At 66.1% G+C, this 26,737-nt stretch carries 28 protein-coding genes; 23 read left to right on the top strand and 5 right to left on the bottom strand.

Annotation, left to right across the window (positions count from 1 at the left end; all coding sequences use genetic code 11):
- Nucleotides 1-17 precede the first annotated feature (17 nt).
- Nucleotides 18-2,090 (bottom strand): TonB-dependent receptor domain-containing protein, encoded by a 2,073-nt coding sequence (locus tag QO033_RS01100; protein WP_284479071.1) that lies wholly within the window; start codon nucleotides 2,088-2,090, stop codon nucleotides 18-20.
- Between the two features lie 101 nt (nucleotides 2,091-2,191).
- Nucleotides 2,192-2,599 carry a hypothetical protein gene (locus QO033_RS01095; protein WP_284479070.1) on the bottom strand — a complete coding sequence of 136 codons (408 nt, stop codon included), beginning with the start codon at nucleotides 2,597-2,599 and terminating at the stop codon, nucleotides 2,192-2,194.
- Nucleotides 2,600-2,766: 167 nt separating this feature from the next.
- On the opposite strand from QO033_RS01095, the gene QO033_RS01090 reads away from it, so the two are divergent.
- From QO033_RS01090 to QO033_RS00980, 23 genes are all read left to right on the top strand, one after another.
- Nucleotides 2,767-3,405 (top strand): TetR/AcrR family transcriptional regulator, encoded by a 639-nt coding sequence (locus QO033_RS01090; protein WP_284479069.1) that lies wholly within the window; start codon nucleotides 2,767-2,769, stop codon nucleotides 3,403-3,405.
- A 45-nt stretch (nucleotides 3,406-3,450) separates the two neighbouring features.
- Nucleotides 3,451-4,311, top strand: a complete 861-nt coding sequence (locus tag QO033_RS01085; RefSeq protein ID WP_284479068.1) for a 3-hydroxyacyl-CoA dehydrogenase — start codon at nucleotides 3,451-3,453, stop codon at nucleotides 4,309-4,311.
- A gap of 172 nt (nucleotides 4,312-4,483) precedes the next feature.
- Nucleotides 4,484-4,669 carry a hypothetical protein gene (locus QO033_RS01080; protein ID WP_284479067.1) on the top strand — a complete coding sequence of 62 codons (186 nt, stop codon included), beginning with the start codon at nucleotides 4,484-4,486 and terminating at the stop codon, nucleotides 4,667-4,669.
- Nucleotides 4,670-5,096: 427 nt separating this feature from the next.
- Nucleotides 5,097-6,059, top strand: coding sequence for a phosphoadenosine phosphosulfate reductase (locus QO033_RS01075; protein WP_284479370.1), 963 nt, complete (start codon nucleotides 5,097-5,099; stop codon nucleotides 6,057-6,059).
- A gap of 59 nt (nucleotides 6,060-6,118) precedes the next feature.
- Nucleotides 6,119-7,156, top strand: a complete 1,038-nt coding sequence (gene pyrC, locus QO033_RS01070; protein WP_284479066.1) for a dihydroorotase — start codon at nucleotides 6,119-6,121, stop codon at nucleotides 7,154-7,156.
- A gap of 207 nt (nucleotides 7,157-7,363) precedes the next feature.
- Nucleotides 7,364-8,944 (top strand): calcium-binding protein, encoded by a 1,581-nt coding sequence (locus QO033_RS01065; protein WP_284479065.1) that lies wholly within the window; start codon nucleotides 7,364-7,366, stop codon nucleotides 8,942-8,944.
- Nucleotides 8,945-9,086: 142 nt separating this feature from the next.
- Nucleotides 9,087-9,764: an orotate phosphoribosyltransferase gene (locus tag QO033_RS01060; RefSeq protein WP_284479064.1), complete on the top strand. Its 678-nt coding sequence runs from the start codon at nucleotides 9,087-9,089 to the stop codon at nucleotides 9,762-9,764.
- Nucleotides 9,765-10,067: 303 nt separating this feature from the next.
- Nucleotides 10,068-11,558 (top strand): replicative DNA helicase, encoded by a 1,491-nt coding sequence (locus QO033_RS01055; protein WP_284479063.1) that lies wholly within the window; start codon nucleotides 10,068-10,070, stop codon nucleotides 11,556-11,558.
- A 27-nt stretch (nucleotides 11,559-11,585) separates the two neighbouring features.
- Nucleotides 11,586-12,014, top strand: a complete 429-nt coding sequence (locus QO033_RS01050; RefSeq protein ID WP_284479062.1) for a nuclear transport factor 2 family protein — start codon at nucleotides 11,586-11,588, stop codon at nucleotides 12,012-12,014.
- Nucleotides 12,015-12,094: 80 nt separating this feature from the next.
- A complete protein-coding gene (gene alr / locus QO033_RS01045) occupies nucleotides 12,095-13,135 on the top strand; it encodes an alanine racemase (RefSeq protein ID WP_284479061.1) in 1,041 nt (346 codons plus the stop codon).
- Entirely contained in the window at nucleotides 13,132-13,917 is a 786-nt protein-coding gene (locus QO033_RS01040; RefSeq protein ID WP_284479060.1) for an MlaE family ABC transporter permease, read from the top strand. The genes alr and QO033_RS01040 overlap by 4 nt, the downstream gene beginning before the upstream one ends.
- On the top strand, nucleotides 13,914-14,660 hold the full coding sequence (locus tag QO033_RS01035) for an ABC transporter ATP-binding protein (RefSeq protein WP_284479059.1): 747 nt from the start codon (nucleotides 13,914-13,916) through the stop codon (nucleotides 14,658-14,660). Before QO033_RS01040 ends, QO033_RS01035 begins: the two co-directional genes overlap by 4 nt.
- Before the next feature lie 112 nt (nucleotides 14,661-14,772).
- A complete protein-coding gene (locus QO033_RS01030; RefSeq protein ID WP_284479058.1) occupies nucleotides 14,773-15,243 on the top strand; it encodes a paraquat-inducible protein A in 471 nt (156 codons plus the stop codon).
- A gap of 3 nt (nucleotides 15,244-15,246) precedes the next feature.
- Complete coding sequence (gene radA, locus QO033_RS01025) at nucleotides 15,247-16,611, top strand: DNA repair protein RadA (protein ID WP_284479057.1); 1,365 nt, start codon at nucleotides 15,247-15,249, stop codon at nucleotides 16,609-16,611.
- Nucleotides 16,612-16,638: 27 nt separating this feature from the next.
- Complete coding sequence (locus QO033_RS01020; RefSeq protein ID WP_284479056.1) at nucleotides 16,639-17,199, top strand: CvpA family protein; 561 nt, start codon at nucleotides 16,639-16,641, stop codon at nucleotides 17,197-17,199.
- A gap of 229 nt (nucleotides 17,200-17,428) precedes the next feature.
- Nucleotides 17,429-18,256, top strand: coding sequence for a Hint domain-containing protein (locus QO033_RS01015; RefSeq protein WP_284479055.1), 828 nt, complete (start codon nucleotides 17,429-17,431; stop codon nucleotides 18,254-18,256).
- 143 nt (nucleotides 18,257-18,399) lie between these two features.
- Nucleotides 18,400-19,872: an amidophosphoribosyltransferase gene (gene purF, locus QO033_RS01010; RefSeq protein WP_284479054.1), complete on the top strand. Its 1,473-nt coding sequence runs from the start codon at nucleotides 18,400-18,402 to the stop codon at nucleotides 19,870-19,872.
- A 136-nt stretch (nucleotides 19,873-20,008) separates the two neighbouring features.
- Nucleotides 20,009-20,284, top strand: coding sequence for a hypothetical protein (locus tag QO033_RS01005; protein ID WP_284479053.1), 276 nt, complete (start codon nucleotides 20,009-20,011; stop codon nucleotides 20,282-20,284).
- A 137-nt stretch (nucleotides 20,285-20,421) separates the two neighbouring features.
- Nucleotides 20,422-21,057 carry an SDR family NAD(P)-dependent oxidoreductase gene (locus QO033_RS01000; protein WP_284479052.1) on the top strand — a complete coding sequence of 212 codons (636 nt, stop codon included), beginning with the start codon at nucleotides 20,422-20,424 and terminating at the stop codon, nucleotides 21,055-21,057.
- Between the two features lie 153 nt (nucleotides 21,058-21,210).
- A complete protein-coding gene (surE, locus tag QO033_RS00995) occupies nucleotides 21,211-21,993 on the top strand; it encodes a 5'/3'-nucleotidase SurE (RefSeq protein ID WP_284479051.1) in 783 nt (260 codons plus the stop codon).
- Complete coding sequence (locus QO033_RS00990; protein WP_284479050.1) at nucleotides 21,990-22,637, top strand: protein-L-isoaspartate(D-aspartate) O-methyltransferase; 648 nt, start codon at nucleotides 21,990-21,992, stop codon at nucleotides 22,635-22,637. Before surE ends, QO033_RS00990 begins: the two co-directional genes overlap by 4 nt.
- A gap of 59 nt (nucleotides 22,638-22,696) precedes the next feature.
- Complete coding sequence (locus tag QO033_RS00985; RefSeq protein WP_284479049.1) at nucleotides 22,697-23,902, top strand: LysM peptidoglycan-binding domain-containing protein; 1,206 nt, start codon at nucleotides 22,697-22,699, stop codon at nucleotides 23,900-23,902.
- 70 nt (nucleotides 23,903-23,972) lie between these two features.
- Nucleotides 23,973-24,365 (top strand): hypothetical protein, encoded by a 393-nt coding sequence (locus QO033_RS00980; RefSeq protein WP_284479048.1) that lies wholly within the window; start codon nucleotides 23,973-23,975, stop codon nucleotides 24,363-24,365.
- 15 nt (nucleotides 24,366-24,380) lie between these two features.
- Here the strand turns inward: QO033_RS00980 and QO033_RS00975 are convergent, their stop codons facing one another.
- The 3 genes from QO033_RS00975 to tatB form a co-directional block, all read right to left on the bottom strand.
- Complete coding sequence (locus QO033_RS00975; RefSeq protein ID WP_284479369.1) at nucleotides 24,381-25,220, bottom strand: ATP-binding protein; 840 nt, start codon at nucleotides 25,218-25,220, stop codon at nucleotides 24,381-24,383.
- 142 nt (nucleotides 25,221-25,362) lie between these two features.
- Nucleotides 25,363-26,259: a twin-arginine translocase subunit TatC gene (gene tatC, locus QO033_RS00970; protein WP_284479047.1), complete on the bottom strand. Its 897-nt coding sequence runs from the start codon at nucleotides 26,257-26,259 to the stop codon at nucleotides 25,363-25,365.
- A complete protein-coding gene (tatB, locus tag QO033_RS00965) occupies nucleotides 26,256-26,732 on the bottom strand; it encodes a Sec-independent protein translocase protein TatB (protein WP_284479046.1) in 477 nt (158 codons plus the stop codon). Before tatB ends, tatC begins: the two co-directional genes overlap by 4 nt.
- Between the last annotated feature and the right edge of the window lie 5 nt (nucleotides 26,733-26,737).

Genomic DNA, 26,737 nt, shown 5'->3' with positions numbered 1-26,737 from the left:
CTCAGGCGGGCCTGCCGTCAGAACTCCATGCGCAGCGCGACATAGAGGCTGCGCCCCGGTTCGTTGACCTGGGTGACCGTGGTGTCGAAGACATTGGCCCGGGCCAGATGCGTCGCATAGGTGCGGTCGAACAGGTTGTCGATGCCGGCCAACAGGGTGACGGCCTCGCGCAGCTGGTAACTGCCGAACAGATCGACCGTGCCATAGCCCGGCGTTGCCCCGGCATCGAGATTGGGATCGACCCGGGTCTGTGCCGCCGCCCAGTTCAGCCGCGCGCCCAGCTGCCAGACATCCGCGACATAGGTGGCGCTGAACATCCCCTGCAGCGGCGGGATCTGGCCCAGCGCACGATTGTCGCTGCGGTTCTCGCCATAGGTATAGGTCAGATCTCCGGCCAGTTGCACCTGTCCCAGCATCCAGGTCCCAGACAGTTCGATCCCCGCCAGCTCGGCCGAGACGTTGCGATAGATCGTGGTCGAGCCCATCATGCCGGGACGCACATCCTGCAGGATGAAATCGTCCACCCGGTCGTAGAAGGCGGCGGCGTTGAAGCTCCAGGTCTGCTGCACGGTCTCATATCCGAAATCGAGCTGATTGTGCTTCTCCGGCCGGATATCGGGGTTGCCGATCTGGACCGGCATGCCGCCCATGCCCCGCGCCATCGCCCGTTCGTTGGCATCCGCCGTGCGCACCGACCGCGAAAGTCCGGCGAAGATCTTGGAGCGGTCGGTCAGCTGATGCTCCAGCCGGATCAGCCCACCCCAGTTGTCCTCGGTCTTGTCGCCGTAATAGCCGATGCCATAGACCGCATTGTAATAGGCGTTGGGCGTGGTGCCGCTGTAATCCGCCCGCCCGTTGGCATCGCCGGCACTGGCGCGCACGTGATCATAGCGCAGCCCCAATTTCAGCGTCGTCGCCCCGTTCAGCGCGGTTTCGGTTTCGCCATAAAGGCCGGTCTGGGCGATGGTCACATCCGGCCAGCTCAGGGTGCTGGGGCTGCTCAGATCCAGCATCATACCCATATAGCCCACCGCGTTGCGGTTGTTGGACTGGTAATCCACCCCCACCCGCGCCGTGGTGGTGCCGAAATCGAACTGCGCCTCGATCTTGCCGCCATAGGTGTCGGAGGTGGTCGGCGACAACATCTTCATGCCGGTCGGCACCCGCAGCGAATAGTTGTCCATCGTGTGGTTCACATCGGAGCTGAACAGAACCCCCTCGACCCGGGTCAGCGCGCCAGCGTCCAGATCGATGCCGCCGCGCAGACGATAGGTGGTGGTTTCCGACAGCGGGCTGTCCATGCCGGCACCGGCGAATTTCACATCCTCGGCGCGGTCCTTCTCCACATCGAAGGCGATATCGATGCCGTTGGCGGCATAGCCAAGGGTCACGCCGGCGCTGCGCTGGGTGAAGCCGCTACGCACCTCGCGGCCGGAGCCGTCCTGATAATCCTTCGCCTGCTTGTTCTCGCCCGAGACCTGGATGTAGAACCCATGGCCCAGATCATAGGCCAGAGAGCCCGCGATCTCGGTGCCGTCGCCGTTCGAACGATAGCCGGTCGTCACGCTGCCGGAGAGCCGCTTGCCCGCCTCGAATTCCGGCGCGTGCCGAACCAGCCGAACGGTGCCGCCGGAGCCACCCGGACCGTTGGTCACGCTGGCATAGCCACGCTCGACGATCACCTCGTCGGCGCGATAGAAGGCGGCGATCGAGCTGGGAGGATCCATCCGGTTGGGGCAGCCGCCATAGGTGAAGCTGCCCGCGTCGATCACGTTCAGCTGGTTCTTCTGCATGCCCCGGATGATGATATCCAGCCCGTGGCCGCCCATTCGCCGTGCGGCAACACCCGGGACGCTGGCCAGAATCTCGCCTCCGTCCTGCGCCGGCGGCAGCGCCAGCACATGCGGATCGAAGACATAGGCGGTGGCCGTCGCCCCTGCATCGGAGTTCTGGAAATCGACCACGATCGGATCGAGGATCACCCCATCGCGCAGGGCGTCCGGATCGGCGGCCTGGGCCAGGGCGGTGGAAGAAATCGTGCCGAAAAGCAGCGCGGTCGCGCCGAGGCGCCGCGGAAAAAACACTGTCATTGTCGGTGTCCCGTCGTTCTGATTGATCTGTCTGTTGCCCGCGCGTGACCACCGCATGGCCTTGGCCGCGCCGGAGAGGGCCCTGTCGGGCCGATGCGAAATCAGACAGAGACGGGAGGCGCGCGGATGACCCGGCTGAAATCGCGCGCCGATCCGGCCCGGGCAAAGGAGCCGCCGGCCAGATACTGCGCCCGGTGAAAGCGGGCCGCGACCGGCACCACGACCGCCGCATCGACCAGCTGCACCATCCCGACGACGCAGAACGGACATTTCGGGGCATCGCCGCCCTCATCCACCGGCAGCTCGCGGGTCTCGCCGCTGCCGAGATCGTAGATGACGGTGCGAATCCCTGCCCCGTCGCAAATCTGCAGCCAGATTTCATTCTCGGAGAGCTGCGGCCGGCCGGTCCCGGGCTGGAAAGACAGCGCCAACTGCAGCGAAAACAGCACCGCCAGCCCCGCGGCAAGCAGGGGACGCAGAAGCTGTAAAGGGGCCGCAATCCAGGACATGCGCGCCATTTGAAAGAAAATCCCGCGCATTTCAACGGATTCCCGAAGAATTCCCGCATCGTTTCCCGATCCAGCGCTTCCCGCCACGTCACCGGGCCGTGGCGCGGGGGCGATCTTGACTCACCAGATATCAAGTGACATCTGAATTTCATCTGAGATTTTGACCCATGCGCCTGACCCGAAAACAGACCCAGGAACAGACCCGCGCCCGACTGCTCGACGCCGCGGCGGAGGCAGTTTTTGACGGCGGGATCGCCGCGATCTCGATCCGTGGCATCTGCGAGGCGGCGGGCTACAGCCAGGGCGCCTTCTATTCCAACTTCGCCGATCGCGACGATCTGCTGCTGGCGCTGATGCGTCGGCATATCGAGGAGGAGGCCGCCAACCTCGACCGGCTGATCGCCGACATGGGCCGCCCCCCCGAGGCGCGCCCGCTCGAGGACGATCTGCAGCGGATCGCCCGCTGGCTCAGCGATCATGGCGAAAGCGCCGACTGGTCGCGGCTGACCGCGGAATTCAAGCTCGAGGCGCAGCGCAACCCGGCCTTTGCCGCCGGCCATGCCACCGCGGCAGAGGCGTTTCACCACAGCTTCGCCCGGCTGATGAACGATCTGGTCACCCGCCACGGGCTGCGGCCAGTATTGCCGGCGCGCGATCTGTCGATCGGGCTCTATGCGCTGTGGAACGGCCTGGCGCTGCAGGCGGCCGTCGATCCGAAGCTGGAGCGCATGCCGCTCTATCTGGCGTTCTTCCGGGCCGTGACCGGGTCCCCGGCCCCGGCCACACCCGATCATCCCGCAACATGAAGACCGGCGGCGACCTCCCACCGCCGCCCCGAGAAAGGAACTCCCATGACCATCAAGACTGTCACCGTGCTTGGCACCGGGGTGCTGGGGGCGCAGATCGCCTTCCAGGCCGCCTATCACGGCTTCGCCGTGACCGCCTATGACATCGGCGAGGAGCAGATCGCCAAGGCGAAACAGACCATGGACTGGCTCGCCGGCCGTTACCTGGACGACCTGCCCGGTGCCGAACAGGCCGATGTGGCGCGCGCCCTGGCCAATCTCTCCTATGCCACCGATCTGGCCGAGGCGGTGAAAGACGCCGATCTGGTGATCGAGGCGGTGCCGGAAGCCATCGCGATCAAGAACGCCGTCTATGCCGATCTGGCCAAGGTGGCGCCGGAGAAGACCATCTTCGCCTCCAACTCCTCGACCCTGCTGCCCTCGGCCATGGCCGAGGCGACCGGTCGGCCCGAGCGGTTCACCTCGCTGCATTTCGCCAATGAGATCTGGACCCACAACATCGCCGAGATCATGGACCACCCCGGCACCGATCCGCAGGTGCATCAGGCGGTGGTCGATTTCGCCCGCGCCATCGGCATGGAACCGATCGAGGTGCTGAAGGAACAGCCCGGCTATGTGCTGAACTCGCTTCTGGTGCCGCTGCTGCGCGCCGCCGCCGGGCTCTATACCCAGGGCATCGCCAGCCCGGAGGATGTGGACAAGACCTGGCGCATCGCCACCGGCGCGCCCAAGGGGCCGTTCGAGATCTACGATATCGTCGGGCTGACCACTGCCTATAACATCTCGCGCATGTCGCAGGACGAGACCCAGCTAAAATTCGCCGCCATGCTGAAGGAAAACTTCCTCGACAAGGGCAAGCTGGGCGTGGCCACCGGCGAAGGCTTCTACAGCTACCCGCGCGACTGAGCCGCCGGCCCCTCTCTCCCCCTCGGCGCGGCCCGGAGCATGAAGATGCTCCGGGCCGTTTTCGTCATCGCCGCGCCCTGCCCCCTCTCCGAAAAAGATCGCCCGCGCAGGATATGCGACATTGTGTCGCTGCGATTCCGTGCTAGGCTCCTTCTCAGGGAGGACTGAAACCATGCTGTCATTCGTGATTGGCCTCTTTATCGGCCTGCTCATCATGGCGCCTGTGATCGCTCTGGTTCTGATTGCTAGAGCCGTGCAGAAGACCACGCCGCGCAACCGCAGCTTTGCAACGTCGGAACAATTCGCCCATGCCTTTGCCTCGCATCCCGCGCGGCTCGGCCGCGATCCTTCGTTCTGAGCCCTGAGGGACCGGCGGCACCGACGGGAGGCGGTGCCGCCGGTTTCCAGCCCATGCCCCGGTCTGACGGCAGGACTGGCGGGTCCCCCGTGGTCCACCGGGCGGGTGCAAAAGTTTTCCCCTCCGCCTGAACACCCGATCAGGGACAACCCCGCCTGTGTCGCGCCGGATCGGGCATCGGCGCCTCGACACCAAGAGGCATACCCGAGGCAGGTCACCACCTGAAACCTCCATATATTTCAGGCCACTATGCGACCCCTCCCGCACCCCGCGCCCGTCCTGCATCGGCGGATTGCTGCCCGGCTCCACAGAACCACCCGAAATCGATCTAATTTTAGCCGCATTCGCGCCCTAGCTAGGTCTTGCGCTAGACCGACCCACCGCAGGGCCGGCGACGATCGAGGACAGCAGTATGCAAGACGGCCCCATGCAGGACGAAGAGAACGGTATCGACAGCTCGCTCGCCGATCTGGACAAGGCAGCCTGGAGAGAGGCGCTGCTCGCCCAGGCGGAGGCCCATGGCATGGCCCAGGAGCTGGGCAAGCGCCACTTCGCCACCTTCATCGACAAGAAACCGATCCTTCTCGTCACCTTCGAGACCATTCAGGGCATCCGCGCCCTGTCGGAAACCGCGCAGCCCTTCGGCTTCGACATGGTCAAGGCACAGGGGTGGTCGCATCTCTGCGTCATCTCCGACGGCGATACCTGGTTCCGCGACGACGACGTCTATGGCTTTTTCGACCAGCTGATCGACGACGGCTTCTTCGAGGATTTCGAACGGGTGATCTTCTACGGCGCCGGTCCCTGCGGCTATGCCGCGGCGACCTATTCGGTGGCCTCCCCCGGCGCCACGGTGATCGCGGTACAGCCGCAGGCGACGCTGGAGCCGCGGATGACCGAATGGGACGACCGCTTCACCGAACTGCGGCGCACCGATTTCACCTCGCGCTATGGCTATGCGCCCGACATGCTGGATGCCGCCGGCCAGGCCTTCATCCTCTACGATCCGCGCCAGACGCTGGACGCCATGCATGCCACCCTCTTCGCCCGCGCCAATGTCACCCGGCTGCGGCTCCCCTTCATGGGCGGCGCGCTGCAGACCCAGCTGATGGAGATGAAGATCCTCTATCGCCTGCTGTCGCTGGCGGGGGCCGAGAAGCTGACCGAGAAGAAGTTCTTCGAGCTCTACCGGGCGCGGCGCGACCACATCGCCTATCTGCGCAACCTGATGAGCCATCTGGACCAGACCGAACGGCCCTATCTGAACATCCTGCTGTGTCGCAACGTCACCTCGCGCATGTGGGTGCGGCGGTTCCGCCGCCGGCTGGTGCAGCTGGAACAGCAGGCCGCCGAGGGCAGTTTCAAGGCACCGCCACCGCCGGCGGAGTGAACCGGGCGGCGGCACGCTTGGCACTGGTCCAGACCGCGCCGCTGTGCTAGCGGAAGCGCATGACCCAGACCCTCACGCTCCGCCGCCCCGACGACTGGCACCTGCATCTGCGCGATGGCGAGATGCTGAAGGCCGTCCTGCCCGAAACCGCGCGCCATTTCGCCCGCGCCATCATCATGCCCAATCTGGTGCCGCCGGTGGTAACCGGCGCCCAGGCCGCCGCCTATCGCGACCGTATCCTGGCGGCGCTGCCCGAAGACATGCGCTTCGAGCCGCTGATGACGCTCTATCTGACCGAGGACACCGATCCCGCCGATGTCGCCGCCGCGGCGGCAAGCGGCCTGATCAAGGCGGTGAAACTCTATCCCGCCGGGGCTACCACCAATTCCGCCTCCGGCGTGCGCGATTTCGACAAGGTGCGCGGCGTGCTGGAGAAGATGGCCGAGATCGGCCTGACCCTTTGCGTGCATGGCGAGGTCACCGACCCCGAGGTCGATATCTTCGACCGCGAAACCGTGTTCATCGACCGGGTGCTCGATCCCCTGCGACGGGTGACACCGGGGCTGCGGGTGGTGATGGAACATATCACCACCTCTGGCGCGGCCGACTACGTGCGCGGCTCCGACACCGATCTGGGCGCCACCATCACCGCGCATCACCTGATCATCAACCGCAACCATATCCTGGTCGGCGGCATCAAGCCGCATTACTACTGCCTGCCGGTCGCCAAGCGCGAGAGCCACCGCGTGGCGCTGGTCGGCGCCGCCACCTCGGGCGATGCGCGCTTCTTCCTCGGCACCGACAGCGCGCCCCACACCGACCCCAACAAGGAAAGCGCTTGCGGCTGCGCCGGCTGCTTCACCGCGACCAACACGATGTCGCTGGTGGCCGAGGTCTTCGACCACGAAGGCGCGCTGGACAAGCTGGAAGGCTTCTGTTCGCTGAACGGCCCGGCCTTCTACCGGCTGCCGGCGAACGAGGAGCGGATCACGCTGGAGAAGGGCGCACCGGTCAGCTACCCGGCCCATATCGTCAGCGGCGAGGGCCCGGTGACGGTATTCGACCCGGGCTTCCCGCTGCACTGGCGGGTCGCGTAAGGCGACATCACGGTTGAAAGGTCTGCCTTCAGCGAAGTCGGCCGGCCGATAGGTAGTGTTGATAGCTAATGTTACCGGGGGGCCTGGCTGATCAGCCGGCCTCCCATCTGTTTTTTCTTGCAGCTAAATAGCGCCATGCTCCATACAATGGCCTTCGAGCAAGCCGTCCGTGCTCGCCGGCAACAGGTCTAAATACGAGGAAATTCGATGACGACGTATACACTTGAAGGCGCACGCGCCGATTGGCGCGACAACGCCGACTGGACCGACATCGATTACACAGGCTTCAGCCCGAGCGCGACCTTCATCGTCACCACCACCCCTGACGGCGGCCTGACCTACAGCCTGCGGGCCCCGGAAGCCGACGGCGACGTCTGGGCCGACGAAACTCTGACCCAGACGTATTTCATCGGACTGGACAACGCGGTTCTCCTCCCCGATGCGATGAACAACGTTCTGGATGCGGAGTTCAATATCTCCGAGATCACCTGGAAGATCGGCGGTGTCGTCCACTCGACCACCCTGCTGGAATTCGCGGTGGAATGGGGCGACGATGCCACCGGCCACATGCTGGGCTCCGACTTCTTCTTTGTGATCGACGGCGACTCCCTGCCCAGCTTCTCGTCGTTGGCCGAGTTCGAGGCTTTCGCCAATTCCGACACCTATATCCTGTCGCAGGACGAGGTGACCGGCGCGTTCGCCGAGGGCGAATACATCCCCTGGAGCGCGCTGCAGGGCATCGAGGTGGCCACCGAGGACGATCAAATCTACGGCACCAGGGGCAAGGACGTTCTGATCGGCGGCATCGGCGAGGACGAGTTCTACAGCTCGAAAGGCGATGACACCTACGACGGTGGCGCCGATTTCGACGAATTGCATTATTCCGGCGACCCGGCCGGCGTCACTGTCGATCTGGGCACGGGCATCGCGACCGATGGCTGGGGCGACACCGACACCATCAGCAACATCGAGCTGGTGCGCGGGTCGCTCTTCGCCGACACCCTGATCGGCGGAGCGGCCGCAGACCAGTTCCGCGGCCTGGCCGGCGACGACCTGATCAAGGGTGGCAAGGGCGGCGATACCGTTCGCTACGACAAGGACGCCGACTATGCCGGCGGCGACAATGGCGTCAGCGTCAACCTGGGCACCGGAACCGCCACCGACGGGTTCGGGGACAAGGACAAGCTGGTGAGCATCGAGCATGTTAAAGGCTCGGACTTCAACGACACCATCATCGGCAACAAGGTCGCCAACCGGATCGACGGCAATGCCGGTGCCGACACCATCAAGGGCAAGGGCGGCAACGACACGCTCGACGGCAGCGGCGGCAACGACAAGATCTTCGGGGGCACCGGTCGCGATACGCTCAACGGCGATGCCGGCCGCGATACGCTGAAGGGCGAAGGCGGCAAGGACATCCTGTCCGGCGGCAGCGAGAACGATACGCTGCTGGGCGGCACCGGCAATGACAAGCTGCTGGGCGGCACCGGCAACGACAGGCTGGACGGCGGCGCCGATAACGACAGGCTGATCGGCGGCGGCGGTGCCGATACCTTCATCTTCTCTGGCAAGTTCGGCGACGACGTGATCACCGATTTCAACACCGTCGGCATCAAGGAGCGGATCGACCTCTCCGGCGTCAGCTCGATCACCGGGTTCCGGGATCTGGTCAACAATCACATCAGCGATGTCGGCGGCGACGCGGTGATCGACGACGGCAACGGCAACACGATCACCCTTCTCGACATCTCGGTCGACGATCTGGCCAAGAACGACTTCCTCTTCTGAGCCCGCCGTTCATCGCGCGTGCCCAGCCCGGCGCCCCCGCGCCGGGCTTTTTCGTGCCTGCCCGCCCTGCCTGCACTCTTCCCTTTTGGCCGGCTCTTCGCTAAGGCCGCTGCAACCCAGCCGCCAGATATGGAGACGCCCGATGATCCCCTCCTCCTACCCCTCGCCCGAAGAGATGGCCCGCCTCACTGCGCGGATGCTGCTTGAGATCGGCGCTGTGCATCTGAACGCGGCAGAGCCGTTCACCCTCGCCTCCGGCCTGCCGAGCCCGACCTATATCGACTGCCGCAAGCTGATCTCCTACCCGCGCATCCGCGCGACGCTGATGGATTTCCTCACCGTCACGGTGATGCGCAATGCCGGTTTCGAGGCCTTCGACAATATCGCCGGTGGCGAGACCGCCGGCATCCCCTTTGCCGCGCTGGTGGCCGAACGCATGGGCCTGCCGATGACCTATGTGCGCAAGAAGCCCAAGGGCTACGGCCGCAACGCCCGGATCGAGGGCGCGATGACCGAAGGCCAGCGGGTGCTGCTGGTCGAGGATCTGACCACCGACGGCGGATCGAAGCTGAGCTTCGTCGATGCCATCCGCGAGACCGGCGCCAGCTGCGCCCACACCGCGGTGATCTTCTACTACGGCATCTTCCCGGAGACCGAGAAGACGCTGGGCGATCACGGCGTCAGCCTGCATCACCTGTGCACCTGGTGGGACGTTCTGGCCGAAGCCAAGGCCTCCGGCGCCTTCGATCAGGCCACCATCGACGGGGTCGAGGCCTTCCTCAACGACCCGCGCAAATGGCAGGCAGAGCATAAGGCGTAATCCCGCCGCCCCCGGGGGATAACCTCGGGGAGGGAATGTGGACAAAAGCGGCGGCGGATCGATTCTCCGCCGCGCGCGTCGTCCATATTTTGCGGATGGGCCGCACCGTGCTACCATACCGTGACAAAAACACGCTCACCCGAGTCTGACACCCGCTTACCCACAGGCAATTCACAGGTAGTCCACAGGCTTGCCCGCAGAGTTTTGCAGATAGGGTGCGGCGTTGGAACCGGCTAGAACCTCCGGACCGCGGGCGCGATCGCCCGGCGCGAAGGTGAAAAAGACAGGCAGAACGGGACCAAGATGAACGAGATCACAACCGTCGCCCCGGCCACGCCCGAGACGGAACAGCCCGACACCATGCCCCACTCGATCGAGGCGGAGCAGCAGCTTCTGGGCGCGATCCTGACCAACAACGATGTCTACGACCGCATCGCCGCGATCATCGGGCCGCAGCATTTCTACGACCCGGTCCATGCCCGCATCTACGAGGTCGCCGCGGCCCGGATCGCCAAGAACGCGCTGGCCTCCCCGGTCACGTTGAAGGCCTTTCTGGAAAAGGACGAAGGGTTGAAGGAACTGGGCGGGCCGGCCTATCTGGCGCGTCTGGCGGGGGCGGCGATCTCCTCCTTCGCCGCCAGGGACTACGCCCAGATGATCTATGATCTGGCGATCCGCCGCGAGCTGATCTCGCTGGGGCAGGAAATCTCCAACAAGGCGGCCAAGGTCGATGTCGCCTCCGAGCCCAAGGAACAGATCGTCGAGGCGGAGCAGCGGCTCTACAAGCTGGGTGAACAGGGCCAGTCGGAAAGCGGCTTTCAGTCGTTCCTGCGCGCCGTCACCGATGCGGTCAACGTCGCCAACGCCGCCTATCAGCGGGGCGGCGGCATGGCGGGGATTTCCACCGGTCTGGTCGATCTCGACAAGAAGCTCGGCGGCCTGCACCCCTCTGACCTTCTGATCCTCGCCGGGCGGCCGTCGATGGGGAAAACCTCGCTGGCGACCAACATCGCCTTCAACGTCGCCAAGGCCTATCGTCGCGGGCTGAAGACCGACGGCACCGAAGGCGCGATCGACGGCGGCGTGGTCGGCTTCTTCAGCCTGGAGATGAGCGCCGAACAGCTGGCCGGCCGGATCCTGGCCGAGGCCGCCGAGATCTCCAGCCACAAGATCCGTCAAGGCGACATGACCGAAAGCGAATTCCGCCAGTTCGTCGAAGCGGCGAAGACGCTGGAATCCTGCCCCCTCTTCATCGACGACACACCGGCGCTGCCGATCTCGCAGCTGGCTGCCCGCGCCCGGCGGCTGAAACGGACCCATGGGCTCGATCTGCTGATCATCGACTACCTGCAACTCTGCCGCGGTACCGCCGACAACCGGGTCAACGAGATCGCCGAGATCTCGATGGGCATGAAGGCCATCGCCAAGGAGCTGAACATTCCGGTGATTGCCCTGTCGCAGCTGTCGCGCCAGGTGGAAAGCCGCGACGACAAACGGCCGCAGCTGTCCGACCTGCGGGAATCGGGCTCGATCGAACAGGACGCGGACTGTGTGCTCTTCGTCTATCGCGGCGAGTACTACAAGGAGCGGGAAAAGCCCGACGAGGCCGACCTGCCGGCCATGGAAAAATGGATGCAGGACATGGAACGCCTGCACGGCAAGGCCGAAGTGATCATCGGCAAGCAGCGCCACGGCCCGATCGGCACGGTGGAACTCTCCTTCGAGGCGCAGTTCACCCGCTTCGGCAACCTGGTGAAACCCTGGCAGCAGGACGGCGGCGGCGACGAGTTCTGAGCGCAACCCACCGGGGGAGGAGACCCGATGTCGATCACCGATTTCATGGCCGCCTACAAACGCGTGTGGGAGGGGCAGGATTCGCAGGGCTTTGCTGCCCTCTTCACTACCGAGGGGCGCTATCACAACACGCCGTTCCAGGTGCAGCAGGGCCCCGAGGCGCTGGCCGCCTACTGGGACCGGATCAAGTTGCAGCAGGAAATCACCCTGCGCTACGAGGTGCTGGGCGAAACCCCGGCGGGCGGCATCGCCCATTGGCATGTCAGCTATCAAGTCGCGTCGGAGGAGCTGTTCGCGATCTGGGCCAAATCCACGGGCACCGGCCTGCCCGACCGCGCCCCCGGCGATCCGCTGCCGCGGATGGAGCTGGACGGGGTGCTGGTGGCCGACTTCGCGGCCTCCGGACTTGCCCGCGAGGTGCGCATCTGGTGGCATTCGATGCCGCGCCCGGCCTGAATTTGCCGGCCCCGCCCGTCCCCCGGGGGGCGGCCGCGTTTTCCGCTTGACCCTCCCGTCCCCAGTGGCATGAACAGCGCATGAGCACCGGACATCTTACCATCGACCTTTCCGCACTCGCCGAGAACTGGCGCGCGCTGGACGCAATGACTGACGTTGAAACCGCCGCCGTGGTGAAAGCCAACGGCTACGGTATGGGATCGGGTGTGGTCGCACGCACCCTGGCGCGCGCGGGCGCGCGGCGGTTCTTCGTGGCCGTCGCCGAGGAAGGCGCCGCCGTGCGCGAGGCGCTCGGCCCGGGGCCGATGATCGCGGTGCTCTCGGGGCATATGGACGGCGACGCCGACCTGATCCGCGACCACGATCTGACGCCGATGCTGAATTCGGTCGATCAGGTGCTGCGCCATGTGGAATCGCTGCCGCGCCGGTCCTTCGGCATCCAGCTCGACACCGGGATGAACCGCCTGGGGCTGGAGCCCGACGAATGGGCGGCGCTGCGCGATGTTGCCCTGAAACAGATGCCGGTGCTGATCATGTCGCATCTGGCCTGCGCCGATGAGCCCGATCACTTCATGAACCAGCGCCAGCTGACCGCCTTTCTGGAGATGACCGCCGGCATCGATGTGCCGCGATCCCTGGCGGCAACCGGCGGACTGCTGCTGGGCAAGGACTATCATTTCGACGTGACCCGCCCGGGCATCGGCCTGTACGGCGGCCGGCCCTATGAGAATGCGAAACCGGTGGTCACGCTGGATCTGCCGGTGGCGCAGATCCGCGAGGTCGCCGCTGGCGAATCCGTCGGCTACGGCAACACCTGGACCGCCCAACGCCCGTCGCGCATCGCGACGCTGGCGGCCGGCTATGCCGACGGGCTGTTCCGGGCGCTGTCGCCGGGGATCAAGCTCTATGACGGCGAGACCCCCTATCCGATCGCCGGCCGCATTTCGATGGACCTGATCACCGTCGACGTCACCGAGATGGACCCCGAGCGCAAACCCGAGGTGCTGACGCTGATGAACGATATCCAGGGCGTCGACGCGCTGGCCGATGTCGCCGGCACCATCGGCTATGAACTGCTGACCCAGCTCAGCCAGCGCTACAAGCGCAGCTATATCGAATGACGGTTCTGCTCGACCCCATCGCCCATCTCGGGCGGGCGGTGCTCTCGGCGCTTGGCGCGATGGGGCGGGTGGCACTGTTCCTGCTGCTGGCGCTGCGGCACCTCTTCACGCCGCCCTTCTACCTGCGCGAGATTCTCACCGCGATGCTGAACATCGGCTGGCTGTCGCTGCCGGTGGTGGGGATGACGGCCGTGTTCACCGGCGGCGCGCTGGCGCTGCAGATCTATTCCGGCGGCGCCCGGTTCAGCGCCGAGGCGGTGGTGCCGCAAATCGTCGCCATCGGCATGGTGCGCGAACTGGGCCCGGTGATGGCCGGGCTGATGATCGCGGCGCGGGTCACCTCCTCCATCGCGGCGGAAATCGCCACCATGAAGGTGACCGAGCAGATCGATGCGCTGGTGACGCTGTCCACCAACCCGATGAAATATCTTACAGCGCCGCGCCTGCTGGCCGGGCTGATCACCGTGCCCATGCTGGTGGGCATCGGCGATATCCTCGGCATCGCCGGCGGCTATTTCGTCTCGACCCAGAGCCTCGGGTTCAACACCGCCGCCTATATCAAGAACACGGTCAACTTCCTCGAACCGCTCGACGTGATCTCCTCGCTGGTCAAGGGCTGCGTCTTCGGCGGCATCGCCACGCTGATGGGCTGCTACTACGGCATGAACTCGGGCCGGGGCGCCCAGGGCGTCGGCCGCGCCACCAAGAGCAGCGTCGAGGCCGCGGCGGTGCTGATCCTGGCTGCCAACTTCCTGATCACGGGGGTGTTTTTCTCGGTATGATCCGGCTTGAGGACGTCCATAAGAGCTTTGGCAACAACCGGGTGCTGCGCGGCCTGAACCTTGAGGTGCCAAAGGGCACCTCGATGGTGATCATCGGCGGCTCCGGCACCGGCAAATCGGTGGCGCTGAAATGCATCCTGGGGCTGGTGACGCCGGATTCGGGGCGCATTCTGGTCGACGATCAGGATGCCACCCAAGGCGACCGGGATGCCTTTCTGGCCCGGTTCGGCATGCTGTTTCAGGGCGGCGCGCTGTTCGATTCCCTCTCGGTCTGGCAGAATGTCGCCTTCCGGCTGCTGCGCGGATCGCTGAAACGCCCGGCCGAAGAGGCCCGCGCCATCGCCATCGACAAGCTGCGCCGCGTCGGGCTGAAGCCCGAGGTCGCCGATCTGTTCCCGGCCGAACTGTCGGGCGGCATGCAGAAGCGCGTGGGCCTGGCCCGTGCCATCGCCGCCGATCCCGAGATCATTTTCTTCGACGAGCCGACCACCGGGCTCGACCCGATCATGTCCGGCGTCATCAACGAGCTGATCCGCGAAATCGTGGTGGAGATGGGCGCCACCGCACTGACCATCACCCACGACATGACCTCGGTGCGGGCGATCGCCGACAATGTGGCGATGCTGCACGACGGGGTGATCAAATGGACCGGCCCGGTGGCCGAGATGGACCATTCCGGCGATCCCTATCTGGACCAGTTCATCCATGGCCGCGCCGAGGGGCCGATCGAAGCGGTTCGCTGATCCCGGGCCCCGGAAAATTCGAATTTTCCGGGGCATTTTCTTCGGAGAAAATGCCGGCAACCGTCCAAAGGCCTGCATGTTCAAACCCCGCAGACTGGGCTAGGGCTGTTCCATGTTCCTTCTCCGCCTCGCCAATCTCGCCCTGCTGCTCCTCTACCCCGTTGCCTGGTTCGCGCCGCTGCTGCGGGCGGGGCTTTTGCCGGTCTTCGGCCTGTCGGAGATCTCCGTGGTCACCGGGCTGCAGTCGCTCTGGCGCACCGATATCGTGCTGGCGCTTCTGGTCACCGTCTTTGCCATCTTCGCGCCCTATCTCAAGACCATCGGCCTGGCGCTGGTACAGTGGCACCTGCTGGACCGGCGCGCCCTGCCCGCCCTGCATCTGCTGGGTAAGCTGGCGATGGCCGACATCTTCCTGTTCGCGCTCTATATCACCCTGGCCAAGGGCATCTCCTATGCGCGGATCGAGGTCGCCTGGGGGCTCTACCTCTTCAGCTTCTGCATTCTCGCCTCGCTCGGCCTCAGCCTGCTGACCGAAGCCCGGCTCAAGAGGGTTGAGCCCGCCGCCCGCCTCGGGCAGGAGTAATCCATGGCAAAATCCAAGACCTTCGTCTGTTCCTCCTGCGGTGCCAGCTTCTCGAAATGGTCGGGACGCTGCGAGGCCTGCGGCGAATGGAACACCATTTCCGAAGAAGTGCCGCTGTCCTCCGGGCCGGCCTCCAAATCGCTGGGCGCCCGACGGGGCAGTGCCGTCAAACTGACCGATCTGTCGACCCAGGAGGCACCGCCGCCGCGCGCCGCCTCCGGCCTCGATGAGCTGGACCGGGTATTGGGCGGCGGGCTGGTGCCGGCTTCGGCGATTCTGGTGGGGGGCGATCCCGGTATCGGCAAATCCACGCTGCTGCTGCAGGCCGCCGCCGCCTTTGCCCGCAAGGGGCTGAAGACCGTATATGTCTCCGGCGAGGAGGCCAGCGCCCAGGTCCGGATGCGGGCGCAACGGCTGGAGCTGGCGGATGCGCCGGTCAGGCTGGCGGCCGAGACCAATCTGCGCGACATCCTGACCACGCTGGAGGCGGAGAAGCCGCAGCTGGTGATCATCGATTCGATCCAGACCATGTGGGCCGACAATGTCGACAGCGCCCCGGGCAGCGTCACCCAGGTGCGCGCCACCGCGCATGAGCTGACCACCTTCGCCAAGCGCCACGGCGTCTCGGTGGTGATGGTGGGCCATGTCACCAAGGAAGGCCAGATCGCCGGCCCCCGGGTGGTGGAACATATGGTCGACACCGTGCTCTATTTCGAAGGCGAGCGTGGCCATCAGTTCCGCATCCTGCGCGCGGTCAAGAATCGCTTCGGCCCGGCCGATGAGATCGGCGTCTTCGAGATGACCGGCACCGGCCTGGCCGAGGTGGTCAACCCCTCTGCCCTGTTTCTATCCGAACGCGGCCAGCCGACGCCGGGATCGGTGGTCTTCGCCGGGATCGAGGGCACCCGCCCGGTGCTGGTGGAGCTGCAGGCGCTGGTCGCCCCCTCGCCGCATTCGCAACCGCGCCGCGCCGTGGTCGGCTGGGACAATGCGCGGCTGTCGATGATCCTTGCCGTGCTGGAGGCCCGCTGCGGCATCCCCTTCGCCGGGCTCGACGTTTACCTCAATGTCGCGGGCGGGCTGAAGATCAGCGAACCCGCCGCCGATCTGGCGGTGGCGGCGGCGCTGCTGAGCGCCCGGGAAGATGTTGCAATTCCGGCGGAAACAGTGGTTTTCGGGGAAATCAGCCTCTCCGGTGCCCTCCGCCCCGCGCCGCAGACCGAAAACAGGTTGAAAGAAGCCCGAAAACTTGGTTTCACCGCAGCAATCGTTCCGGCTGGCGGCAAGATCGGATCGGGTGGCGGCCTGCAACTGACCCGGCCCGCCGACCTGACCGGATTTGTCGGCGACATTTTCGGGGCCGGGTAACGCGCAGTGTAAGATCAGGCGAGGGACATGGAAGGTTTCACCATCATCGACGGGGTCGTGGCCCTGATCATCGTGGTTTCGGCACTGCTGGCCTATGCGCGCGGCTTCGTGCGCGAAGCCATGGCAATCGCCGGCTGGATCATCGCTGCCGTCCTGGCCTTCATCTTCGCCCCGCAGGTGGAGCCGCTGGTCAAGGAAATCCCGATGCTGGGCGACTATATCGCCGACAGCTGCGAGCTGAGCATCATCGCCGCCTTTGCCGCCGTCTTCGCGGTGGCGCTGATCGTGGTCTCTTTCTTCACGCCGCTGTTTTCCTCGCTGGTGCACCGCTCTGTGCTGGGCGGGCTGGACCAGGGCGCCGGCTTTCTCTTCGGCGTGGCGCGCGGGGTGTTGCTCGTGGCGATCGCTTTCCTGGTCTACGACACGGTGATGACCGGCCAGAGCTTCACCATCGTCGACGAAAGCCGCTCGGCCAAGGTGTTCTCGCGGCTGACCGGGCAGATCGAGAATCGGGACCCCGAACAGGCGCTCGGCTGGATCACTCAACAGTACGAAGGGCTGGTCGGCAGCTGCGGTGCCCCGAAATAAGGCATTCGTTCCGACATCTCGGAACCGGCAGTTTTCCCCGCCGCGGCCCCAGCCCGGCGGGGTTTTCTTTTTCAACCAGCCCTTTACCGGCACCGAGCGGGTGAAATCGCGTTTCACGCGGCTCCGCTCATCTCATTGTTGCCACATTTGGGTCATCACTCTGACCCGAGGGCAGTCGATCAATCCTACGTTGTTTCATTTTTACAGTTTCAGCGGGAAAGATACATCCATGGCCCTCGCCCAGTTCCCCGATCAGCTCGACGACACCGATCCATCCGACGCCGAAACCGCTTCCCGGGTCTCTCCCGGGTCCTGGACCGAACTGTTCGAGACCCGCCCCGGTCGCCGCCGCGATCGGCTGCAAAAGCGGCCGCAGCCCCCCCTACCCGCCGCACCGGCGCTGCCACCCCGCCCGGCCATGGCCCAGATGCCGCCCGCGGCCGCCGCCCAGGCACTGGCCCGGGCCGAACCCCGGTCCGCCTCGCCGCTCTCCGCCCAGGACCGTCCCGTCCGCGCCTTCGAACGCACCTTCGCGCCGGGCACCATGCTGGAGACGGAAACCGGCTGGCGCCCGGTCGAATCACTGCAACCCGGCGACCGGGTGCGCTGCCTGAACGGCATGGCCACCCTGCTGGAAGCCGGCCGCCAGCCGCCGGATCGCAGCCATATGCACTGGCAGGTCCCCGCCGGACGGCTGGGAAACTGTTCCGTGTTGCGCCTGAACGCCGGCCAGCGCGTTGCCCTGCTCAACCCCCTGTGCAAGCAGCTTTTCGGGGTGCCGCTGGTGCTGATCCCGGTGCCGACGATCACCGGCTATTGCGGCATCCGGATGATCAACGGCTTCAACCTGCGCAGCGGCATCACCCTTGGTTTCGCTGCGGAAGAGGTGGTTTTCGCCCATACCGGCACGCTTCTGCACGTCCCCGGCCCCGACGGCGATCTGCGCCACCGGCTGCTCAGCTATCGCGAAAGCCACCGGTTGCTGCGACAGATGTGCCAGGGCAATTTCCACGCCAGCAGCGCCGCCGGCGGGACCGTATCCGAGCAATCCGCCTGAAGGTGATGCAGCTTTGATCCTCTCGCAAGGGGAGTTTGCGTGCGATTCATGTGATCATTTCGTGACACTTCCCCATCATGGCATTATGTGGGGGCCATAGAAAGCCAACGGATTCGGAGCTGCCAGCCGTGCCGACGCCGCAAATGCCCCCCGCGCACCCCTTCGACGATGACAAGCTGCATGAAGAATGCGGCATTTTTGGCGTGCTCGGCGTCCAGGATGCCGCCAACTTCGTCGCGCTCGGTCTGCATGCCCTGCAGCACCGCGGACAGGAGGCCGGCGGTATCGTATCCCACGATCCCGAGCAGGGCTTCAACTCCGCCCGCCGCTTCGGCTACGTCCGGGACAATTTCACCTCCACCGACATCATGGAGACATTGCCTGGGCCGCTCGCCATCGGCCATGTGCGCTACTCCACCGCCGGCTCCAAGGGACAGACCGCGATCCGCGACGTCCAGCCCTTCTTCGGCGAATTCTCGATGGGCGGCGCCGCCATTGCGCATAACGGCAATATCACCAATGCCAATGCCCTGCGGCGCGAACTGATCGAGCGCGGCTCGATCTTCCAGTCCTCCTCGGACAGCGAATGCATCATCCATCTGATGGCGCGGTCGCTGCAGCGGGACATCCCCGCGCGGATGGAAGACGCGCTGCGCCGGGTCGAAGGCGCCTTCTCCGTCGTCGCCATGACCCGCACCAAGCTGATCGGCGTGCGCGACGCGCTCGGCGTGCGGCCGCTGGTGCTGGGCCGGATCGGTCCGGAGGAGAACAGCGGCTGGGTGCTCAGCTCGGAAACCTGCGCATTGGACATCATCGGCGCCGAATTCGTGCGGGAAATCGAGCCCGGCGAAATGGTGGTGATCTCGCAGGAAACCGGTGTCGAAAGCCGCCGTCCGTTCCGCCAGAAGAAACCCCGCTTCTGTATTTTCGAACAGGTCTACTTCTCCCGCCCCGATTCGATTCTCGGTGGCCGCTCGGTCTATGAGACCCGCCGCCAGATCGGCGTGGAGCTGGCCCGCGAGGCCCCGGTCGAGGCCGATCTGGTCTGCCCGGTCCCCGACAGCGGCACCCCCGCGGCCATCGGCTTCGCGCATGAAAGCGGCATCCCCTACGGCATGGGGATCATCCGCAACCAGTACATGGGCCGGACCTTCATCGAACCCACCGAACAGATCCGCAACATGGGCGTACGGCTGAAGCTGAACGTCAACCGCGCGCTGATCCGCGGCAAGCGGGTGATCCTGGTCGACGATTCGGTGGTGCGGGGCACCACCAGCCGCAAGATCAAGGAGATGATCCTCGACGCCGGCGCCGCCGAGGTGCACTTCCGCATCGCCAGCCCGCCCACCGCCTGGCCCTGTTTCTACGGCGTCGACACGCCGCAGAGGGAAAAACTGCTCGCCGCCACCATGTCCGAGGACGAGATGCGCGATTTCCTCGGCGTCGACAGCCTCAAGTTCATCTCGCTCGACGGGCTCTATCGCGCCGCTGGCGAGGCCGGCGGACGCAACAACAGCTGCCCGCAATATTGCGATGCCTGCTTCTCCGGCGAATACCCTGTGGAACCCGCCGACATGATCGAAAAGGGCTTCAAGCTGAAAACCGCCGCCGAATGACCCCGGCACCGGCGGGCTTTGGCCGGGTCTCCACGACCCCGCTTTCGCCCGCCCGCTCCCGGCGCTAGGAGACAGCCCGCCGCCCCGCCCCGGGGCGGCGCAATTGTCTCTGCCAGGACAGGACCCGACCGCAGATATGACCAGCATGAGCAAACCGGGCGTCACGCCCGACGCGGTGGCGCGCCTCGCCACCACCCCCAAGGCGATCGACGATCGCGGCCTCGCCCTGATCGGGCTGTCGGGCGGCGCCGGTGGCGGCTTTCGCGCACTGGTGCGCCTGCCCGGCGGCCGGATCAAAGAGGTCGAGGCCGGCAGCCGCCTGCCGCAGGGCCGGATCACCGCCATCGACGGCGACGGGCTGATCCTCGACCGCAACGGCAAGAGCCGTCGGCTCGGGCTGCCGGGCGGCTGAGTCCGCCTTCGACCTGGTTCAAATATCCTCGCCGAAGGCTGCGCCCCCATTGGGGGCGCATGGCGCCGCCGGCCCGGCGGCGGCCTCTCTGCCGTCCCCCCTTGACCTGACCAGGGAAAGACCGCACACCGCTTGGCATGACACGGATTGCCCTGATCACCGGCGCCTCCCGCGGCCTTGGTGCCGCCCTGGCCGAGGCGCTTTGCGAGACGCATCACATCGTCGCCGTGGGCCGCACCACCGGCGCGCTCGAGGACCTTGACGACCGCATCAAGGCCCGCGGCGGCAGCGCCACGCTGGCGCCGATGGATATCACCGTGCCGGAGGCGATGGCGACGCTCTGCCGCGGCATTCACGACCGCTGGGGTCACGCGGATATCTGGCTGCACACCGCCATCCATGCCGCCCCGCTCAGCCCGGCGCATTTCATCGATCCGAAGGACTGGGATAAATCCATCGCCGTCAACGCTTCGGCCACATCGTTGCTGATCAGCTATGTGGCGCCGCTGCTGGGCGAGCATGGCACCGCCGTCTTCTTCGACGACCCGCGCGCCGGCCAGAAGTTCTTCGGCGCCTACGGCGCCACCAAGGCGGCGCAGATCGCCCTGGCGCGCAGCTGGGCGGCGGAAACCCCGCGCACCGGACCGCATGTCCGCATCCTGGAGCCGCAGCCGATGGCCACTGCCCTGCGCGCACGCTTCTTTCCCGGCGAGGACCGCGCCCCGCTGGCCCGCCCTGCCGACGAGGCCGCCCGCCTGCTGGCCGATCTCTGACCCAGGCCGCCCTGGCGGCCCCTGCCGGCCGCCGCCCTGACCCCCGATGCGGCAGCTGCGCCGCGGCCCGGGTCTAATTCACATCACCGCGGTCCGCTTGCTTGCCCCCCGGGGCCGGCAGGTCTATCAACGAAACGCAAAGGGGCAGGTAACATGCGCATTCTTCTGACCAACGACGACGGTATCAACGCCCCGGGACTGGATGTGCTCGAGGCGATCGCAGAGGATCTGGCCGGCCCCGAGGGCGAGGTCTGGACCGTTGCCCCCGCCTTTGAACAATCGGGCGTCGCTCATTCGATCAGCTACACCCGGCCGATGATGATCGCCAAGCTCGGCCATCGTCGGTTCGCCGCCGAAGGCAGCCCGGCTGACTGCGTCATGGCAGGTCTGCACGACGTGCTGAAGGATTGCCGCCCCGATCTGGTGCTCTCGGGCGTCAACCGCGGCAACAATTCGGCCGAGAACGCGCTCTATTCCGGCACCCTCGGCGGCGCCATGGAGGCCGCCCTGCAGGGGCTGCCGGCGATGGCGCTGTCGCAGTACTTCGGCCCCGCCAACCTCGGGCTCGACAACCCGTTCGAGGCCGCCGCCCATCATGGCGCCGCGGTGATCCGCAAGGTGCTCGACGCCGGGCTCGATGCCGGCGAGGATTACCGGCTGTTCTACAACATCAACTTTCCGCCGGTCGCCGCCGCCGATGTGCGCGGCATCCGCGCCACGCCGCAGGGCTACCGGCGCAACACCCGCTTTTCGGTCGAACCGCACAGCTCCCCCTCGGGGCGGCGGTTCCTCTGGATCAAGGGCGGCAATCAGCATGAACCCACCCTCCCGGGCAGCGACGCGGCAGCCAATCTGGACGGCTTCATCTCGGTCACGCCGATGCGCGCCGATCTGACCGCCCATGATGCGCTGGAGGCGCTGAAGGCCATCGAATGACCGGACCCGCGCCAGAGACCAAGATGCAGTTTCTCTTCGCTCTCCGGTCCAAGGGGGTGACCGACCGTCGGGTGCTGAACGCGATGGAGGAGATCGACCGCGGCCCCTTCGTGCGCGGCATCTTCGCCGCCCGCGCCTATGAGGACATGCCGCTGCCGATCGCCTGCGGCCAGACCATCAGCCAACCCTCGGTGGTGGGGATCATGACCCAGGCGCTGCAGGTCAGCCCGCGCGACAAGGTGCTCGAGGTCGGCACCGGGTCCGGCTATCAGGCGGCGATCCTGTCCAAGCTGGCGCGGCGGGTCTATTCCGTCGACCGCCATGCCCGGCTGGTGCGCGAGGCGCGCGCCATCTTCGAGGCGCAGGGGCTGACCAATATCACCGCGATCACCGCCGACGGCAGCCACGGGCTGCCGGAACAGGCGCCCTTCGACCGCATCCTGGTCACCGCCGCGGCGGAGGATCCGCCCGGGCCGCTCTTGGCGCAACTGAAAATCGGCGGTATCATGGTGGTGCCGGTCGGTCAGTCCGACACCGTGCAGACCCTGATCCGGGTCCGCCGCGACGAAGACGGATTCGACTATGACGAAATCCGGCCGGTGCGCTTTGTCCCCTTGCTCGAAGGGCTGGGACAGGATGTGTGACAATATCAGGTGAACCGCAAAACCCCGGCCAACAGGGGGTGAGCATTGAGGACGACGAGATGTCATTTTTCTCCCCCAGCTGTGCTGGCATGACCCCGCGACGCCTGCTGCCGGCGACCGCCCTGCTGGCACTGCTGGCCGGCTGTTCCGATCCGATGGACTTCGACCTGCGCGGCAATCTCGGCGGCTTCAGCACCGCCGAGGCGGCCCGCGCTGCCGGCACCGCCCATCGGCCGGAGCCGGATGCGCGCGGCATCATCTCCTATCCCAGCTATCAGGTCGCGGTGTCGCGGCGCGGCGATACCGTCGCCTCGGTCGCCAGCCGCATCGGCGTCCCCGCCGGCGATCTGGCCCGGTTCAACGGCATGCAGCCACAGGACGCCCTGCGCCCCGGCGAGGTTCTGGCCCTGCCCGGCCGGGTATCGGAGCCGCCCGCCGGCAGCCCCGGGTCGATCGACATCGCCACGCTGGCCGGCAGCGCCATCGACGCCGCCCCAGACACCACGCCGCAGCAGGTGCAAACCGCCGCGCTGGAACCGGCGCAGAACAGCGCCGGCACGCCCGCAGCCAGCGCCCCGCCCGCCCGGGTCGAGCCGATCCGCCACAAGGTGGTGCGCGGCGAGACCGCCTATACCATCTCGCGGCTCTATCAGGTGCCGGTGAAGGCTCTGGCGGAATGGAACGGGCTCGGCGCCGATTTCGCCATCCGCGAAGGCCAGTACCTGCTGATCCCGGTCAAGGACCAGCCGGCGCCGCGCCGCGCCGCGCCGCAGACCTCGGTCACCCCGCCCGGGGTCGGCTCACCGACGCCGACGCCGCCCAGTGCGGTCGAGCCGCTGCCCGACGAGAAGATCTCCGCCACGCCGCCGGAGCCGCCGAAAGTCTCCGTCGGCAGCCCCAGCAAGGCCAGCGCCGCAGCGATGGGCATGCCGATCACCGGCGGCAAGATCATCCGCGCCTATTCCAAGGGCCGCAACGACGGCATCGATATCTCCGGCACGGCGGGCACCGCGGTGAAGGCGGCCCGCGAGGGCACCGTCGCCGCCATCACCCAGGACGCCGATCAGGTGCCGATCATCGTTGTGCGCCACGATGCCAACCTGCTGACCGTCTATGCCAATGTGACCGAAATCGCGGTGAACAAGGGCGACCGGGTGAAACGCGGCCAGACCCTGGCTCAGCTGCGCAGCGGCAGCGACGCCTATCTGCATTTCGAGGTCCGCGACGGGTTCGAAAGCGTCGATCCGGCGCCTTACCTGAAATAAGCTCTCGCTCTGACCTCCCCCCGGCTGGACCGGCGACCATCTTGGTCGCCTGTGTCAGCCGGCAGGCCCCATGCAGCAGCTGATTTCTGCTTCCGCCATTTCGTGCTATCATTTCGATGCGTGGGAACGGGAGGGAGGAATGCAACCGGGCCTCGTCATCGCAATCGTCTGGCTGACCTTTTCCGCCACGTTCAGTGCCGCCTGCCCCTGGGCGAACGGCACCTACCTCATCCGTGACCGTGCGCTGACGGTGACGCTGATCATCAACAGCGACTGCAGCAGACTGATCTGGCAGATCAAAGGGTTCGATCCCGTCCCCTATGCCCTCAGACCAGTCAAGAATGACTGGGTCACCCGCGACTCCATCTACGACCTGCACCTGCATGCCAACGGCAAGAATGTCACGATTATTGGCGCGGATGGCAGCGTAGTCCGCTTCCGTGCCCGTCGGCTCAACAAATGAAGCCGAGCCGCGACGCTACAGGCTCACCCCATGGCGGCCGGCCAGATCGGTGAAGAACTGCCAGGCGACCCGGCCCGAGCGGGACCCGCGGGTGGCCTGCCATTCGATCGCCTCTGCCCGCAGCACCTCCGGCTCGACCGTCACGTCGTAATGGGCGCAGTAGCGGCCGATCATCGCCAGATAGTCGTCCTGATTGCAGGGGTGGAAGCCCAGCCACAGACCGAAACGGTCGGAGAGCGAGACCTTCTCCTCCACCGCCTCGGAGGGGTTGATGGCGCTGGAGCGTTCGTTCTCGATCATGTCGCGCGGCATCAGGTGGCGCCGGTTCGAGGTGGCATAGAGCACCACATTCTCCGGCCTCCCCTCGATCCCGCCATCCAGCACCGCCTTGAGGCTCTTGTAATGCTGGTCGTCATGGCTGAACGACAGGTCGTCGCAGAACAGGATGAACCGCTGCGGCGCCGCCCGCAGATGGGTCAGCAGGCGGCCGACGCTGGGCAGATCCTCGCGCTGCAGTTCCACCAGTTTCAGATCGGGGTGGTCCGCGCTCACCTCGGCATGGATCGCCTTGACCAGGCTGGATTTCCCCATCCCCCGCGCGCCCCAGAGGAGCGCATTGTTGGCGCCGAAGCCCCGGGCGAAGCGGCGGGTGTTCTCCAGCAGCGTATCGCGTGACCGGTCGATCCCCACCAGCAGATCCATCCGCACCCGGTTGATCCGCGCCACCGGCTCCAGCCGGTCCGGCTCCACATGCCAGACAAAGCCCGGGGCCGCGGTGAAATCCGGGGCCGGCATCGGCGCCGGGGCCATCCGTTCCAGCGCCGCGGCAATCCGGCTGAGCGTGGGCTGATCCATCTGCATGCTGTCGTCCTCCAATCCGTCCTTGGGCGGTTCAAGCAGGAAAGCGCAGGCGCAACAAGAGGGCATAGGCCGAACAGGAAAAGGGGGCGCGCGGATCCCGCCGCACGCCCCCCCCGTGTCAGGTCAGCCCTCGGGCTCAGTCCGTCTTGGAACTCTCGTCCGCGTCGAACTCCGCCATCAGCGGATCGTCGATCTCTTCCTCGTCGTCGTAGTAGCCCTCGGCGCGCAGCTGTTCCTCGCGCTTGGCCTCGACCCGGCGCACCAGGAAGATCGAGATCTCATAGAGCCCGTAGACCACGGTGAAGAGGATGATCTGCGTCACCACATCCGGCGGCGTCACGATGGCGGCGAGGATCAGGATCGCCACCACGGCATATTTGCGCACCCCGGCCAGGCCGGCGGCGCTGACCAGCCCCGCCTTGCCCATCAGTGTCAGCAGCACCGGCAGCTGGAAGCAGAGGCCGAAGGCGACGATAAACTTGATCGTCAGGTTCAGATATTCCTGCGCCGAGCCCTGAAACACCACGCTGAGCGGCGCGGCGCCATCGGCCACCGCCGTGCCATCGGCGCCGAACTGCTGGAAGCCCAGGAAGAAATCATAGGCCAGCGGCGTCACCACGTAGAAGGCAAAACCCGCCCCCAGCAGGAACATGAAGGGCGAGGCGACCAGGAAGGGCAGAAACGCCCCCTTCTCGGACTTGTAGAGCCCCGGCGCCACGAACCGCCACATCTGATAGGCGATATAGGGGAACGACAGGATCAGCCCGCCCAGCAGCGACACCTTGATCGCCACGAAGAAGCCTTCCTGCGGGCTGATAAAGATCAGATCGCAGTCCTGGCCACGATCCGCCAGCACCTGACACAGCGGATTGGTCAGGAAATTGAAGATCGGCGTGGCCACCGTGAAGCAGATGATCATCCCCACCAGGAAAGCCACCACGGCGTGAATCAGCCGCGTTCGCAGCTCTGCCAGATGCTCGATCAGCGGGGCGGAGCTGTCGTCGATCTGGTCGTCGGTGTCGGTCTTGCTCATGTCTTGCTCTCAGGCTCCTCTGGCGCCGGATCGTTCAGCGCCTGCAGCTCGGCCTCGGCCTTGGCCAGGGCATCCTGCGCCTCGCGCGCCTTGCGCTCTGCCGCGGCCTTGGCGGTCGTGGCCTGGATCCGCTTGGCATCCTCGCTGCGCTTGGCCGCCAGCTTGCCGGTCTCGCTCTCGGGATCGTATTTGCCGCTGCCCATGCCCTCGGTCAGGCCGCGGGCGGCATCCTTGACCCCGTCCATCGCCGAGCCCAGCGGATTGGTCGCGGTCTTGAAGGTCTTGGCGACGTCACGCATGCCGGATTCGTCGGCCGCCTCGTTCATGGCGCGGCTGAATTCGCGCGCCATGCCGCGCGCCTTACCGACGAAACGGCCGACATTGCGGAACAGCACCGGCAGATCCTTCGGCCCCACGACGATCAGGGCGACGACGCCGACGACCAGCAGTTCGGACCAGCCCATGTCGAACATGGGTG

Origin of the sequence: Pseudodonghicola flavimaris (assembly GCF_030164425.1) — a bacterium.
GTDB lineage: Bacteria > Pseudomonadota > Alphaproteobacteria > Rhodobacterales > Rhodobacteraceae > Pseudodonghicola > Pseudodonghicola flavimaris.
This window is presented reverse-complemented; position numbering and strand designations above follow the sequence as displayed.